Source organism: Jeotgalibacillus sp. S-D1, from assembly GCF_004358665.1.
Classification (GTDB): Bacteria; Bacillota; Bacilli; order Bacillales; family Jeotgalibacillaceae; genus Jeotgalibacillus.
Genome location: NZ_SMZR01000002.1, coordinates 463,814 through 479,783, shown reverse-complemented (window position 1 = coordinate 479,783; position 15,970 = coordinate 463,814). Strand labels below are relative to the sequence as shown.

General features: G+C 43.0%; 14 protein-coding genes and 1 riboswitch. Of the genes, 7 read left to right on the top strand and 7 right to left on the bottom strand.

From position 1 onward, the window contains the following. The first annotated feature begins 212 nt into the window (after positions 1-212). Positions 213-327, top strand: a riboswitch (TPP riboswitch). Between the two features lie 138 nt (positions 328-465). After that, positions 466-2,250: a phosphomethylpyrimidine synthase ThiC gene (gene thiC / locus E2R51_RS09345; RefSeq protein WP_133377077.1), complete on the top strand. Its 1,785-nt coding sequence runs from the start codon at positions 466-468 to the stop codon at positions 2,248-2,250. 421 nt (positions 2,251-2,671) lie between these two features. Here thiC and E2R51_RS09335 read toward each other — a convergent pair whose 3' ends face one another. From E2R51_RS09335 to E2R51_RS09310, 6 genes are all read right to left on the bottom strand, one after another. Continuing rightward, positions 2,672-3,952 carry a PucR family transcriptional regulator gene (locus E2R51_RS09335; RefSeq protein ID WP_133376779.1) on the bottom strand — a complete coding sequence of 427 codons (1,281 nt, stop codon included), beginning with the start codon at positions 3,950-3,952 and terminating at the stop codon, positions 2,672-2,674. Between the two features lie 107 nt (positions 3,953-4,059). Continuing rightward, positions 4,060-5,691 carry an L-glutamate gamma-semialdehyde dehydrogenase gene (gene pruA / locus E2R51_RS09330; RefSeq protein WP_133376778.1) on the bottom strand — a complete coding sequence of 544 codons (1,632 nt, stop codon included), beginning with the start codon at positions 5,689-5,691 and terminating at the stop codon, positions 4,060-4,062. 45 nt (positions 5,692-5,736) lie between these two features. Further along, positions 5,737-6,654 (bottom strand): proline dehydrogenase family protein, encoded by a 918-nt coding sequence (locus E2R51_RS09325; RefSeq protein WP_133376777.1) that lies wholly within the window; start codon positions 6,652-6,654, stop codon positions 5,737-5,739. Between the two features lie 269 nt (positions 6,655-6,923). Next, positions 6,924-7,544: a cupin domain-containing protein gene (locus tag E2R51_RS09320; protein WP_133377076.1), complete on the bottom strand. Its 621-nt coding sequence runs from the start codon at positions 7,542-7,544 to the stop codon at positions 6,924-6,926. A gap of 316 nt (positions 7,545-7,860) precedes the next feature. Then, complete coding sequence (locus tag E2R51_RS09315; RefSeq protein WP_133376776.1) at positions 7,861-9,147, bottom strand: efflux RND transporter periplasmic adaptor subunit; 1,287 nt, start codon at positions 9,145-9,147, stop codon at positions 7,861-7,863. A 14-nt stretch (positions 9,148-9,161) separates the two neighbouring features. After that, the gene (locus E2R51_RS09310; protein WP_133376775.1) at positions 9,162-9,827 is read right to left on the bottom strand and encodes a hypothetical protein; all 666 of its coding nucleotides are present in this window, start codon (positions 9,825-9,827) and stop codon (positions 9,162-9,164) included. Between the two features lie 407 nt (positions 9,828-10,234). Between E2R51_RS09310 and E2R51_RS19800 the strand changes: the two genes are divergently transcribed. From E2R51_RS19800 to E2R51_RS20070, 3 genes are all read left to right on the top strand, one after another. Further along, a complete protein-coding gene (locus E2R51_RS19800) occupies positions 10,235-10,387 on the top strand; it encodes a hypothetical protein (RefSeq protein ID WP_165967189.1) in 153 nt (50 codons plus the stop codon). Between the two features lie 164 nt (positions 10,388-10,551). Next, positions 10,552-10,959, top strand: coding sequence for a hypothetical protein (locus E2R51_RS09305; protein ID WP_133376774.1), 408 nt, complete (start codon positions 10,552-10,554; stop codon positions 10,957-10,959). 80 nt (positions 10,960-11,039) lie between these two features. Next, complete coding sequence (locus E2R51_RS20070; RefSeq protein WP_255509744.1) at positions 11,040-11,168, top strand: YwzD family small protein; 129 nt, start codon at positions 11,040-11,042, stop codon at positions 11,166-11,168. An 18-nt stretch (positions 11,169-11,186) separates the two neighbouring features. On the opposite strand, the gene E2R51_RS09300 is transcribed toward E2R51_RS20070, so the two are convergent. Beyond that, positions 11,187-11,369, bottom strand: coding sequence for a hypothetical protein (locus tag E2R51_RS09300; protein WP_133376773.1), 183 nt, complete (start codon positions 11,367-11,369; stop codon positions 11,187-11,189). A gap of 259 nt (positions 11,370-11,628) precedes the next feature. Between E2R51_RS09300 and E2R51_RS09295 the strand changes: the two genes are divergently transcribed. From E2R51_RS09295 to E2R51_RS09280, 3 genes are all read left to right on the top strand, one after another. Further along, positions 11,629-12,195 carry a P-loop nucleotide/nucleoside kinase family protein gene (locus E2R51_RS09295; RefSeq protein WP_133376772.1) on the top strand — a complete coding sequence of 189 codons (567 nt, stop codon included), beginning with the start codon at positions 11,629-11,631 and terminating at the stop codon, positions 12,193-12,195. A gap of 758 nt (positions 12,196-12,953) precedes the next feature. Next, the gene (locus E2R51_RS09285; RefSeq protein ID WP_240733027.1) at positions 12,954-15,350 is read left to right on the top strand and encodes a penicillin acylase family protein; all 2,397 of its coding nucleotides are present in this window, start codon (positions 12,954-12,956) and stop codon (positions 15,348-15,350) included. Positions 15,351-15,524: 174 nt separating this feature from the next. Continuing rightward, complete coding sequence (locus tag E2R51_RS09280) at positions 15,525-15,650, top strand: YjcZ family sporulation protein (protein ID WP_133376770.1); 126 nt, start codon at positions 15,525-15,527, stop codon at positions 15,648-15,650. The last annotated feature ends 320 nt before the right edge of the window (positions 15,651-15,970 follow it).

Genomic DNA, 15,970 nt, shown 5'->3' with positions numbered 1-15,970 from the left:
TTGGTACATACAATAGATAATGGGATAGGTCGAGGGGGGATATTCTGAAGTTTTCATTTTAAAATTCGTTGATAGTTAGGGGTCAGAAAATAAGAAAGGGGACCTGTTAAGAGAGACTTTTAGCAGTTGCATTTCCAATACTTTCAAAAGAAATTCCAGAATAGGTCTATCATTTTCACCTGCACTCATATATACTCTAAGTGAAATTGAATAGCGATAACTAGGGGAGTCCAATAAGCTGGGCTGAGAATGAAACGCGTTGAAGTTTCTTGACTCTTGGGACCTGATCTGGATCATACCAGCGTGGGGAAGTTAGCACAGTCTTCAATACAACACTACTTCTGCATATAAAATCTGCCGGTCCACCACTTGTGGGCCGGCTTTTTTGTATCGTTTTGCAAGCTTTTCCACTGGTTGTGTTCTGAATCTCGTCCATAATTTTTTTAAAAAAAGGAGAGATTAATGATGTCAAAAAATTCATTACACGAACAAACCATTTCCATTATGTCCAGTTTCCCGGGTAGTAAAAAAGTATATGTGAAAGGTTCGAGACCTGACATTAACGTACCAATGAGGGAAATTGAATTAAGTGCGACAACCGGCAGTTTCGGAGAAGAGAAAAATCCTCCGGTAAGGGTATATGATACAAGCGGTCCTTACACGGATTTGAATCATTCAGTTGATATTACAAACGGTCTTCCTGCTATTCGAAGTACATGGGTTCATGAACGGGCAGATGTTGAGGAGTATAAAGCCAGAGAAATCAAACCTGAGGACAATGGATACAAAGATAAAAATGACCCTCGTGCCCATCATAATGTTTTTCCAGCTCTAAAACGCAAACCGCTGCGTGCAAAAAAAGGGAAAAATGTTACGCAACTTCATTATGCGCGGAAGGGAATCATTACGCCTGAAATGGAATTTATCGCTTTAAGGGAAAATATGAAGCCTGAATTTGTGCGTGATGAAGTCGCAAATGGCCGGGCGATTATTCCTAATAACATAAACCATCCCGAATCAGAGCCTATGATCATAGGACGTAATTTTCATGTGAAAATTAACGCAAATATTGGCAACTCGGCTGTTTCATCTTCCATTGAGGAAGAGGTTGAAAAGATGACATGGGCAACACGATGGGGTGCTGATAATATTATGGATTTATCTACCGGTAAAAACATTCATAAAACACGCGAATGGATTATTCGAAATGCGCCGGTTCCAGTTGGCACAGTCCCTATTTATCAAGCACTTGAAAAAGTAAATGGCGTTGCTGAAGACCTTACATGGGAGATTTATCGTGATACGTTGATTGAACAGGCAGAGCAGGGTGTTGATTATTTCACAATTCATGCAGGTGTTCTTTTGCGTTATGTTCCGTTAACAGCAAAACGGTTAACAGGAATTGTTTCCCGTGGAGGATCGATCATGGCTCAATGGTGTTTACACCACCATAAAGAAAGCTTTTTATATACGCATTTTGAAGAGATCTGCGAAATAATGAAATCATATGATGTTTCATTTTCTTTAGGAGACGGTTTACGTCCAGGATCTATTGCAGATGCGAATGATGAAGCACAGTTTGCAGAATTAGAAACACTTGGTGAACTGACAAAGATCGCCTGGGAGCATGATGTGCAAGTGATGGTCGAGGGACCTGGGCATGTTCCCATGCACCTGATAAAAGAAAATATGGATAAACAACTGGAAGTGTGTCAGGAAGCACCATTCTACACACTTGGACCTCTTACAACAGATATAGCGCCAGGTTATGATCACATTACATCTGCAATTGGAGCTGCAATGATTGGCTGGTATGGCACGGCTATGCTTTGTTATGTAACACCAAAAGAACATTTAGGTTTGCCGAATAAAGATGATGTTCGTGAAGGGGTTATTACATATAAGATTGCCGCCCACGCTGCAGATTTGGCAAAAGGTCATCCAGGAGCTCAAAAAAGGGATGATGCCCTTTCAAAAGCACGTTTTGAATTTCGTTGGAGAGATCAGTTTAATTTATCTTTAGACCCTGAACGGGCAATCGAATATCATGATGAAACGTTACCTGCAGAAGGTGCAAAAACAGCCCATTTTTGTTCCATGTGCGGACCGAATTTTTGCAGCATGAGAATCTCGCAGGATATCCGTAACTATGCAAAAGAAAATAATCTCGATACGGAAGAAGCGATTGAAAAAGGGTTGAGAGAAAAGGCAGAGGAGTTTAAAAGAACCGGGGGGAACATATATCAATGATTTTAATGGGAGGCGATGCGAATGAACGTCCAAAAAATCGAATCGGAAATTACGCGAACGAAAACGCACCTTTCCTTACTGGAAAAAAGTTTAGAAGAGCTCCAGCGAAATTGTGATCATCACTTTAAAGGAGATCGATTTTACGAAAAATGTACAAAGTGTAAAAAGGTGAAAATGTTATATTATTAAAACGAAAATTTATCAGCATTAAAACTCTCTTTTAATTGCAACGATAAGGTGAACGGAGCGGAAGGCGGCGACTCCAGCAGGATATGACGGCAAGCTCTGAGACTCCTTATGGCGAAGCCAAAGGAGGCTCAAGCGAAGTCCCTGCGGAAAGCGTCCGACTGAAGCGCAGTGAACCAACTGCAAGAGGCCGGGACAAGTTTATCCCAGCCTCTTTGCTAATTATTTCTAACACTTATTGAGAAAATACTCCTTTTAAAGCATCTATATAACGCTGATAATAGGCTTCAACATTGTTCAGCAGCAATAATTCAGTATATAAGTATACTTTCATATTAAAGTTGTTGAAATCAATCGCAGTAAGCTCTTGTATTCTTTTGATTCGATAATTCAAGGTGTTCGGATGGATGAACAATTCATTAGCGGTTTGTTTACCCTTTCCGTCATTCGCCAGAAACACTTCAAGTGTACGGAGCAAATCGGTCTGTTTCTTGACATCATTTTTGATCAAAGACAACAGGTCATCACTATAATAATCCTTTGAGGTGTTTTTTTCATAAAGGGTAGGCAAGTATCGGTAAATCCCCAATTGAGCAAATTCCCGCGGCATCGATTCAGGGCGCGGACTGATGAAGTTTGCGGTCTCAATGACCTCTGACGCTTCCAAAAAGCTCTTTCTCATTTGATTTAACGAGGTGTATTCCTTACCCACACCGATCAGGAAGTTATAAAATTGATCTTCACCTGTTTGTTCTTTCACCTTTTCGACTAAATTTCTGGCTAATTCCAGCGAAGAAAGGGGCTTATCTGCATTGCCGTAAAGAACGAAGATCACCTGATATTCCGTTGTCAGCGTATAAATATTTGCCTGGAAGCTGGATTCGTGGACCAGTCTCTCCAGATGGTCGAGCATAGGTTTATACTGTGGTGATATGATCGAAAATACGGCTACAGTAAACCGTTCCGGCAATGTCAGATTGACCAGGGATGCACCGTGGCGCAGCTGGCTTTCGCTTCCATATTCGTGCTGCAGGAGATGCCACAATACCTCCTCTTTTTTGCCTTTTTTGACATTGGCTTTAGCGTAGATATCATTGATCAGGTTCCCGAGGTGAGGAGAAATCTCTTCTAGGAAAGCTAAATCTTCCTGTTGGAGAAGATGACTGGATTCCTGGACCCAGATATAGCCCATTGTATAGCCAAGATACTTTGCGGCAATGACGACACGTTGATGAAACCCTAATTCTTCCATCGCTTGAACCCGGATCGGATCCGATTGTTTTTCGAGCCGGTGCACAAGGCCTTCTTTTTTCAGTCGGTTAATGATAAAGATCGGACATTTTTTTGTCAGGATCGTCTTTTGCTGCGTTTGATCGAATTTATCGAAAGAGGAACTGTAAGATATCAATTCAAAATTTTTGTTTTCAATGATTACTGGATTGCCTAATTTTGAACTAATCAATTCCGTTGCTTTATGGATATCGTCCGCTTGGAGAATCAGATCTTTTGCTTCCATAGGAATCTTACCTTTCCGAAAGAGTTATGATCCCTATTATAGCGTTTAAATCATGAATGAAAAACTAAAAGCTCCCCCATATAGGGAGAGCTTTTATAAGAAGCATTTTATTCTTCGTCCATAAATGGATAGGCAATCTCTGTCGTTGGATTAAAGTTTTCTTTGATAATACGAGGACTTGTCCAGCGAATCATGTTAAAGATAGAACCTGCTTTGTCGTTTGTACCAGAACCGCGGGAACCGCCAAATGGCTGCTGGTTGATTACCGCACCTGTTGGTTTATCATTGATATAGAAGTTTCCAGCTGCACCAGATAAGCGGCGTTCAAGGTGCATAATGGCCTGGCGATCCTGTGCAAAGATTGCGCCTGTCAATGCATACATAGACGCTGTATCTACTGCAGTCAATGTTTCTTCTAATTGGTCATTTTCATATACATAAATCGTTAAGACCGGTCCGAAAATTTCTTCTACCATTGTTTTAAAGTTTGGATTCGTTGTCACAATGATTGTCGGCTGAATGAAGTAGCCAACTGAGTCATCATACGTACCGCCTGCAATGATTTCTGCTTCATCAGATGCTTTTGCATATTCGATGTATTCTGTGATTGAATCAAAAGCTGGTTTATCAATCACAGCACCCATGAAGTTTGTGAAGTCCTGAATGTCGCCTACTTTCAGCTTAGCCGTTTCTTCGATTACACCAGCCTTCACTTCTTCCCACATGCTTGCAGGGATGTATGCGCGGGAGGCTGCTGAACATTTTTGACCCTGGTATTCAAACGCACCACGAACAAGTCCGGCTACTACTTTGTCTGCTTGTGCAGTTTCGTGCGCAAATACAAAGTCTTTTCCCCCAGTTTCCCCAACCAGACGAGGGTATGATTTATAGCGTGTAATGTTTTCTCCTACCGTTTTCCAAATGGTTTGGAACGTATCTGTTGAGCCGGTAAAATGGAATCCGGACATACGAGGGTCTGTTAAGACGACTTCCGATACCTGTGACCCACGGGAAGGTACGAAGTTGATAACGCCTTTTGGCAACCCTGCCTCTTCTAAAATACGCATAAAGTAGTAGTTTGACAGGATGGCAGTTGTTGCCGGCTTCCAGACGACTACGTTCCCCATCATGGCAGGAGCAGATGGCAGGTTGCCGCCAATTGCTGTGAAGTTAAATGGAGAGATCGCCAGGACAAAACCATCCAGTGGACGGTACTCTAAACGATTCCAAATGTTTTTCACACTATCCGGTTGGATTTGGTAGATTTGATTCGCATAATCCACGCCAAAACGTAAGAAATCGGCTAATTCCTGTGCAGCATCAATTTCAGTTTGAATCGCTGTTTTAGATTGACCAAGCATCGTAGCAGCATTGATTACGTCACGGTATGGTCCGGAAATTAAATCAGCAGCTTTTAAGAAAATGGATGCACGGTGTACCCATGGCGTATTTGCCCATGATTCCTTTGCAGCCATTGCCGCTTCTACAGCATCACGCAGCTCTTTTTCTCCGGCTTGAGAAGAGGTTGCCAAAACATGCTGATGATTGTGCGGCATAACCACTTGTTTCACGTTATCTGTCTTTATATTTTTGCCATTAATAATGACAGGGATCTCGACTTCAGTGTTCGATTGGCGGTTTAATTCTGCCTTTAATGATTCCTTTTCTTTTGTACCCGGAGCATACGTATTACCAGGCTCATTTTTAGGTGTTGGGATCTTGAAAATTCCGTTACTCATTTTACTTCATTCCTTCCTGTTTAACAAAGATGTATTTTTCTTGCTTTACTTGCTGAATAATCCTTTTAATGCAAACGAGACATTTGCAGGCCTTTCTGCGAGACGTCTCATGAAATACCCGTACCAATCCTCCCCGTAAGGCAGATAAATACGGACTTTATAGCCTTTTTTCAGAAGATCGGACTGCAATTGATTTCTCATTCCATAAAGCATTTGAAACTCAAAGCGGTCATTCGGGATGTTATGTTCTTTCACTAAATCGATGGTGTAATCGATCATCGCCTCATCATGGCTTGCTACAGCTGTATAATGGCCGTTCAGGAGATGCTTTTTAATGAGATGTTTCAGATTTTCATCCACCAGATGTTTTTCCGGGAAAGCGACTTTACCCGATTCTTTATATGCACCCTTCACAAGCCTGAGATAAGGAGCGAATTGGTCGAGATCGTCTAGATCCTTGTCTGACCGATAAAGATAGGATTGAATCACTGTCCCAATATTTTCGTACTTTTGTCGAAGTATTTTGTAAATTTCAAGGATGGCATGGCATCTCGAGGAATCTTCCATATCAATCGTTACCGTGATACCGCTTTCCTTTGCCTTGGATAAAATCAATTCCATATGTTCCAAAACAAGGTCCTGACTGATATCCAATCCCAAGGAGGTCAGCTTCACTGAAATTTCAGAGTCCAGCTGATGACCAGCTATCGCACTGATGCTTTGAAGACACTCTTGAACATGTTCCCGTGCCACATCGACGGAATTGACATATTCACCAAGGTGATCGACTGTAACCTGGAATCCTTCCTGGTTCAATTGAGTAATCAAAGGAATCGCATGTGAAAAGGCTTCTCCCCCTATAATCCTGTCAGCCCCAAATTTTGATCCCCACCGTTTGGCCATTCGATCCAAAGACTTGTTGTTGGAGAGGTACAAGAAAAAGCGCTTACTTATGGCTTCCAAGATCACCACACCTCCTTTTCATTTGTTAACAAAATTATATCGATAATGGTCGACAAGAAGCAACGTGCTCCAGCCACAATAATTGCAGTGCTGATTTATGATGTGAACACAAAGCGAATAGATGGAAGATGTAAAATGCACAAGCATGGGGGGGAGAGGTCGAACGGAGAAGGTCGTCTCAGGAGGCCAGCCGTCAGATTTGTTTGGGCTATTACAATAGAACGTAAAAATCCCGGAAGAGCCTAGCACTCTCCGGGATTTATCTATCATTAATACCCCCAATACCTCTGCTGATAGGGCTGTGCATATGGGTATTGCTGGTAGGGCTCACTTGCTTGCTGCTCGGGCTGATCCTCTCTGCTGCAGGTGTTCGTTGGTCCGATATACGTTGACGGCTCTACTGGGGCAACAACCTGCTTCCATTGATTTTCATCCATACAATAGGTATGCGCCATTACATTGGCAGGGGTGAATTTTAATATGTCAGATCCTAAAACAACTTCCGGAGTAGGGGCATCAAAGATTGCCAGCAGATGCGTGTTATCGACTGCAGCGATTTCATAATGCCACCAGCCCTGCGGTACATTTGCCACCTGGCCCGGTGTAATGGCGAAATTCAAGAATTGTTTTGTGAAAGGGTTCAGCATCGAGACAGTCGCAGCGCCGGAAATGCAATATACCAGCTCTGATGCATTTTGATGATAATGGGGTTCGACCACATTGGAGGCACTAAGAAAAATATCAAGCAGGGATGAATTTCCTAATGTATTTAACTGTTTAACTCCTAAAACATTAATTATGTTATTGCTGTCCTTTATAAATAGGGGGCTGCTGTTTACATCAAATGCAAATTGAGCAGACGGAGAGGAGTAATCAACGTTTGTCATCAACATAACCTGCCTTTCACCTGGGTGATGCGCCTTATTTTCACATGGTATGCCCAGGCTGGGTGATTGGTGTTTGTTCACAGGGCATTAAGGAACTCTCTAAAAGGGGACCGGTTAATTTCCGCTGCAGGCGAGGCTTTCCGCGGGGCGTGCGGTGAGCCCTCCTCGAGCTAACGCTCTCCGGGGTCTCACCTGTCACGCTTCATCCCGCAGGAGTCCCGCCTTCTGGTCCAATTAACCTAAGTGGTTTTATTAAAATGATTCTGCACAAAAAAGCCCTTACGAACTAAAATACGTTCGTAAGGGCGAAGGCTTTTCATTATTTCGGGATCGCGCCAAGCAGCACATGCTTCCAGTTCGTGCGTTTGTCCAGGTAGTCCCAGTTGTCAAAGTGGATGCGGTCCATCGTCATCGGTGTGATATAAGGAGAGTAGTAGCGCTCCACCTGATTGGGATCCATTACGATCCATTCGTCCGCTTCAAGATTTTCGTATACTTCCTGACGGTCTTCTGAGCGCATGCCAAGATTGGTCTGCCGCTGCTCAATAAAGCCGGCAGGGGACATGGCATAAACCCTTTTTTTATCCTCAACGCTGAGAATTGGCACGGTGGTGGCATCAAGGACTTCATCAGTCACAATTTCATTTACAACCTGCTGCCCGATGAACCATTCTTCGCCAGCATCCTCCAGGTCAATGTCGATTGGATACTGACTTTTTTCGCCAAGTTTCGGCTCTTTTTCGGGAAGCTGCGGATTTGCCACTACTGCACCATCAACCGTACTGTTAGCGACCGGAGATGTAACCTTTGCTTTTAGACCGCCCAGCACAATACGCGCCTCTTCATCCGTCAGCAGGGAGCGGGACGTAAGATTATTCGCATAAACCGTGATCAAAGGATTTTCGGTGCCTGGGGACAAATGAGCAATTTTGCCGTCAACATCACTTTCCACTGTAACAGTGGGGCTTTCTTCCAATCCGGCAATCAGTCTTTCATACTTGGCTTCCTGCGCTTCAAGGCGTGCCACTTCAGTTTCCTGTTCACCAATTTTCTGGTTCAGCATCGACCGCGTCTGGTCAATCGTCGAATCAGAAACATCAATTCCAACCTCAAGCTCAATCGTAACCGCCAGCTCCTCGTCATCTAAGGTGCTCGTTGGACGGGAATCAGTGGTTGTTCCGTTGGAGGTAGCTGTTGTCAGCTGGCTCTCAAGTGATTCAAGTTCCGTCAGATAGGATTCAACTGCGCTGATTTCACTTGCCAATTGCTCAGCTTCCGACTCAAACAGCAATCTTTGTTCCTCTAAATCTACTACCGTATATTCATATAAAGGAGTGCCGGCTGTAATCACCTGGCCTTCTTCTACTAAAAATTTTGAAAACATGCCCAGCTGATCTGAAAAATACAGATGCTGTTCAGTTGCCGTGTGAACGACGCCATTTTTTATTAAGGTTTGCTGCAGATTTTCTGTTTTTGCTTTTGTCTGGTCATGGACGAGTGAGGTTCGGGCAATGGATGTAAAATCGTGTTTAATCAGATAAAGGTTCATGCTGACAAAAAGGAAAACAAGCATAAAACCGATAATCCATTTAAGTTGTTTGTTCACGTAGTCTGCCTCCTTTAACTAAACAATAATTGGTGGAAATGTAGTGTGGCAAACGCAGCTGTGATTGCCCAAAATGATAGATTCATAATGAACACAATCAAAATAACTGCCCACCATTTTAATGCTGTCACGTAACGAAGAGACAGAAACTGCCAATACATCACCCATATCTTGAATATGGAAAAAGAGGCAAGAAAATAAACCGTCCATTCATGATTCACGTACATTTGAGCGATTACACCCCATGAAAAAGGAGAAGACACCCAGTCAATTCCCTGGAGAACCATAAGGGCAATAAAAGACACCTGTTCCAGCAGCAGAATAAAGAGGGGAAAGATCTGCAGGGTGACGATTCGACGGTACGAATAATCGCGGGCTAAAAACCAGAAAAGCAGTGCAGGTATATATAGAAGAATTGCGACATATAAAACCCCTAAAGCAATTCTGCCTAAGAAAAAATAAAACCGCTGTAAGTCATAGGTTAGTCCAAAAGAAGTAATGAATTGACCGGACCAATCCTGCGTCTCTAAGCCAATCCAGCCAGATACACCGAAAATAAATGCACTAAGTATAAAAATTGTCATAATATGTTGCCTAATATGTAGGAAAGACTCATTGGTTTTCCAATTCTCTAGAAAAACATAAGGATCTTTTAACCCCCGGAACAACTGAAACTTCATAAACGGACCTCCCATATTCACTTGCTTCTTCCATTGTAAAGAAAAAAGAGAAAGTTGTCACTGCTAGAAACATTTTCAAGTGAATTGTCATAAATAGACGAATCGCACATAGTTATTAAGAAAGACACAGAAAGGAGAAATTATTGCGAAAATTAAATATTAAAACTACACGCCAGATGACAAATCAGTTAAGATGAAGTTACAGATAATTAAATTTGGATGAAAAAATTCAGTTCGGGCAGTACTGTAAAGACACCTGTAAGAAAAAATTTATGCTTTTAAAGCCCGTAATATTGGGAAAACAACAAGATTTGACAGAAAAACTATATGACAAAACCATAGAAATGCTTTATTATGAAGACTAATCACTAATTTTCATAATTTTCAAACAACAGGGAGGAATTTTGATGAGTACATCAGTAGAGAAATTCCAAGAGCTACAACATGAATTTGAAGAAAACCTGGAGCGAAGTCTGGATCAAAAAGAAATTGATTTTCTAAATTGGCTGGCAAACAAAATGCCCGATGAAGATTTTTCTTTGGAACGACTCAGCAGCTAATTATAGGGGCCGGGGTCGTCCCTAATACATATAAAAACAAACGATCATAAAAACCAACAAAAACATGACAAAATACACAGAATTTTATAAAAAATGATAGAAAATTCCTAGTGTGTTGTAGTATGATAAGAAAGTAGTTAAAATTGTCGTTTTTGGAGGTTTTTATGATAGAGTACACAGTGCGTTTAGAGGGTATAGCCACCACTTATTTACCAAAATTAGAACATGATTATCTGGAATACAAACATCTTTGCAATATCCAGCTGCTGCATGAGCGTTCGATCCTCAAAAATCTTCATACTGTCTTATTCAGGGAGCACTGTGCCAGTCTGGTCAGCTGCAACGCACAGCCTTTCATTGAACAATCCCACATTTATTCCTACGAGCTTGTCCTTCACAAAAATAAAACCTTCAGTATCTACACAATTATAGATTTAAAAGAAAACAGCTTATCGATTCATATACCGCAACCACCAGAAATAAAAGCAGATCGCCTTAAAACGATTATCCATCATTGCTTCCAGGACATCCTTTGTGGTCTGTCCATAAAGGACCAGTATTCTGTCGTCTGAAAAACAGTTCCTATGGCTCGGTTTGAAGTTTTGATAGAAAGGTATAGTACTATCAATAAAATGCAAACGGAGCGATGAACGTGGAAACACATGAATTCAAAAACGATCACTTGGCCGCCCTTTTGGAACAAGCCCACAAAAAAGGTTCAGAAGAAGAGCTGACGATGGCAGAAATGGTAGACTGGCTGGCACAGGAATTAATTAAATAGTTTTTAAAGAACCTGCCACTATTCGTTGCAGGTTTTTTTTGTGCGCTCGTTTGGGGCTGGGGGGAGTTGAGGTTCTACATTTAATTCGTGAACTTCTACAGCCCGTGCGCGACCTTCTACACCACAAACCATCCCTTCTACACTTCGCGGAGCAGCTTCTACATTTCCCATCCACACTTCTACATTTCCCGGATCGAACACGCAAGTATCTTCCCTTAAATAAGTTTCAGTTGCACTTATTATGTCCACTACTGGTTTGTCTTTTTCTACTCATTGCTCCGCACAGGTTCTACACTTCAAACCAGAACTTCTACAGCCCGGGCGTGAACTTCTACACCACAAACCATCCCTTCTACACTTCGCGCTGCATCTTCTACATTTCCCGTCCACACTTCTACATTTCCCACCTGTTCCATCACTAGATTCAGAGAGTATTGACTATAAGGGGCTTATGACGCATATGATAGAATTATCTAAACAATCAGGGGTAAGGGAGGATGCTAAATTGACGGGAGAAAACAAGAAAAATTTACTATATCTTGTATCAGGTCCAGTTGGGGTAGGGAAGTCCACCACGTCAAAAGAACTCGCTCGACGTGTGGAAAAATGTATTCTTATAGAAGGAGATTTCATCCTTCATACATTCAATTACGGCTCAGAAGCTTCATGGGAGGACCGGGTGCGTCTATCGTGGGAAAATATCCTTCTTATCACAAGAAATTATATTCAGCATGACTACAATGTTGTCATTGACTTCGTTGTGGAAGATGAACTGGAGTGGTTTCGCAACGAGTTATCTGATTTAGAAATAACGTTAAGATATATAGTATTAACAGCGGAAAAAGAAAAAATATTGGAGCGGATACAGACGAGAGGGGATATTGAGTCGCTCGACCGTTCTTTGTTTCTATTAAATAAATTGGGAACAGAGCCTTTAAATCAACCTTATCTATTTGATACGACTTTCAAACAGACGTCAGAGATTGTAGATGAAATGATCGGTGACACCAGATTTATATGTAAATGAAAATCAGTTTAAAATATAAATATGAAAAAGAGTGAGCTAAAAGTCTACACAATAGTAGATTTCGGCTCATTCTTTTTATGATCCTAATAATTTGTTAGCAGGGTCAGCTAAATAATAACCTAACGCCATAAAAATGAAAAAACTGGCCATTACGAATGCGTTAAGAAGAATAAGCCAAATGTTTTTGACTAAAACTCCAAACGTTACGCCTATAGGGCCTATAATGAAGGTTAACATCCACCAGGGACTGGATATCTCAAATACTATATTTGGAACCCAGAGAAGCATTCCCAGGAGAAAACAAAGAATAGATAATTTAAAATGAGTTTTCTTATTCACTGTACGAATCACTTCATTTCAATAGATTTTAGTCAAAATTGTTGTTCATCTTCTTCTGCTAAACTGTTTTTTCCAATATATGAAACCTTAACATATTAATGGATAGTAAACCAACACAGCCGAATCCATTTGATGTAGTAATTGGTTGTCTATTTCACTCAACCCATCGAATGAGTTCTACATTTCAATTTGGACATTCTACAGCTCGAACGAGAAATTCTACACCATAAACCAGCCCTTCTACACTACGCATCCCACTTTCTACATTTCCCAACCACCCTTCTACATTTCCCGGCTCACAAGCCACCTTCCTCATGGATATTTCATCCTCTTTTCACCCGCAACTCTCTCATTTCTTTTCTTGTAAAAAGGGTTTTATACAAGTTTAGAGAATTTTTTAGGGTAAGGGGGAATGCAGAGTGAGAGAGATTCGTCCAGAGCGGCAAGCGAGGCCAAAGCGGAAGCGCGGCTGGTGGAAGAAGTGGCTGTTGGGTGCGTTTGGGGCGCTTGTGGTTCTTATTTCCGGTGGGTTGCTTTTTTTGAATTGGTACATTGGGAAGTCGCTCCCCATAATTGAAGGACAGCTTACGGTGAATGTGCTTGAAGCGGGTGTTACTGTTATAAGGGATGAAAATGGTGTACCGCATATTGAGGCAGAAAATGACGCGGATCTTTATCGTGCCCAGGGGTTTGTGCAAGCGCAGGACAGGCTTTTTCAAATGGATCTGGCCAGACGGCAGGCAAGCGGTACGCTTTCTGCTGTGGTTGGAGAAGGGGCTGTATCAACTGATAAATTTTTTCGTACCTTCAGTCTGCGTCATGCAGCGGAAGAGTCATACGATGGTTACGGTGAGGAAGCCAAACAGGTACTTGCCTGGTATGCAGAAGGCGTAAATGCGTATATGGATGCAGCGAAGGAAGACGGGACGCTGCCTTTTGAATTTGCCGTACTTGGCTATCAACCGGATCAGTGGAGTGAAATCGATTCGCTTACCATTGGTAAATATATGGCGTATGACCTGGGCGGGAATTGGTCGACGCTTGCGTTCAGGCATTGGGCAGTACAGGAGTTTCCTGAGGAAAAATCACGCGAGCTGTTTATTCACTATCCGGAGGATGCGCCGGCGATTATAGAAGCGAACCGAAAACACAGCGTCCAGGTGGCAGGCGCATTTGAAGACGCGCTGATTCCGCCGCCGTTTAACGGCAGCAATAACTGGGTGGTGTCGGGGGAGCGGACGGAAAGCGGTGAGCCGCTGCTTGCGGATGATCCGCATCTCGGGTTGAGCACTCCTTCTATCTGGTATCAAATGCATTTGACATCACCAGAACAAAATGTAAGCGGTGTCATATTTGCCGGTGTTCCGGGAATTATTCTGGGTCACAACGATGATGTTGCGTGGGGCGTTACGAATGTTGGGCCTGATGTGCAGGATTTATATATTGAACAGCAAAATCCGGATGATCAAACCCAGTTTTTATACGAAGATCAATGGCTGCAGGGGGACATTCGTGATGAACCGATTGAGGTAAAAGACGGAGAGACGGTTGATTTTCAGGTCACCACTACCCGTCACGGACCGATCATTTCAGATTTGATGGAGGATGATTCAAACACGTTATTTTCCATGCAATGGACGGCGCTTGAACCGACACTTGAGCTGCAGGCTGTGCTGAATATGAACAAGGCAGTGAATTGGGACGAATTTGAAACAGCGTTGGAGGACTTTCACGCGCCGGCCCAAAACTTTGTGTTTGCTGCCAAGGATGGCACCATTGCTTATAAGGCGAACGGCCGAATTCCAATCCGTGAGACAGGAAACGGAGAGCTCCCTGTCCCGGGTGATTCAGAGGAGTATGCTTGGACAGGGTATATTCCTTACGATGAATTGCCGTCTGTTGTGAATCCTGAAAGCGGTTTTATCGCAACGGCGAATAACGAAGTTGCGGGGGGTGACTATCCTTACCATATCACCAACTTCTGGGCCCAGCCGTACCGTTATATGCGAATAGAAGAGGTGCTCGCACAAAACGATGCAGTCACGCCGGAGGATATGATGGCGCTGCAAATGGATCAGAAGAATTTGTATGCGCAGGAGTTTTTAGCAGACATGATCGCAGCGGTGGAGGCAGGAGATGGCGGGGAAGAATTTGCCGATGAACTAACCATTCTGAAGGAATGGAACCAGATCGATGACAAGAATGAACCAGCACCGCTTTTGTTTCATTTGTGGATGAAGGAGCTGCCAGCGGTATTATTTAACAAGCAGATCCCTGCTGATGTGCGTGAATTATTTGGCGGTCAAAACCATATTACAGATCAGATACTCCGAGCTTCATTTAAAGGAGAGGAAGGAGCGTGGGTAAGGGAATACGGTGGAACCGGTAAATGGTTAACCGATTCACTCGCGCGGGTTCACAAGCGGCTGGAGGAGGACTTTGGCGAAAAGAGTGAAGAGTGGCAATGGGGCGATTACCATCAGGTGTACTTTGAGCATCCGCTGGCAGGTGCCTCGCCGGTGTTAAGTTGGCTCTTCAACCGGGAAGATCCTGTACCGATCGGCGGCAGCCAAATTACGGTGCAGGCAGCTGCGTATGGCAGGGACGGAATCGCGGACCACGGAGCCGCCTGGCGTTTTGTTGCTGACCTGAGTGACCTGGCAAAAGCCTATCATATCGTTGGCCCCGGCCAATCCGGCCACGTCAAGTCCGACTGGTACCATGACCAGATCGATGACTGGGTGGAGGGGGAGTATCATGAAACGTCGGCCGATATGGAGCAGGTCGACGGCACAGTGCTCGAGTTGCTGCCTTAAATCATATAAAACCTGGTTTTTGAGTGATCGGAGACCAGGTTTTTTCTGTTCATTAAAGCGGGTCTCACCAAAAAATTAACCTATTCAGGACCTTCACCCATACAAACAAATTGGACCTACATAGTCTATATAGAGTGTAAAAACTACTCAAACTATTTATTGGAGGTGTTATGTATGGGTTACGGCGGATATGGCGGCTACGGTGGCTACGGCGGCGGTTGTGGTGGCGGATTTGCTTTAATTGTTGTGCTTTTCATTCTATTGATCATCATTGGCGCATGTATGTGGGGCAATCACTAATCACCTGTAATTAACTCACCTTCACGTTTGGTGTGAAAAAATTATTATGTCTTTATATGGACATATCTATAAACCCTGTCTGTGAGCTTAGGCTTGCGGGCGGGGTTTTTCTGCTTGAGAGCGTGGCTAGCGGGGGTGGGAGCGGGAAATGTAGAAGCTTAGACGGGAAATGTAGAAGGGATGGTTTGAGGTGTAGAAGGTTGTGCTTGGACTGTAGAAGTTCTGAATTGAAGTGTAGAACTTGTGCGGAGTAGTGGTTAGAAAAGGACAAACTAATACCAAATAAATTGGAATGCGTCTTAATAAAGGGTAGTGGTAGT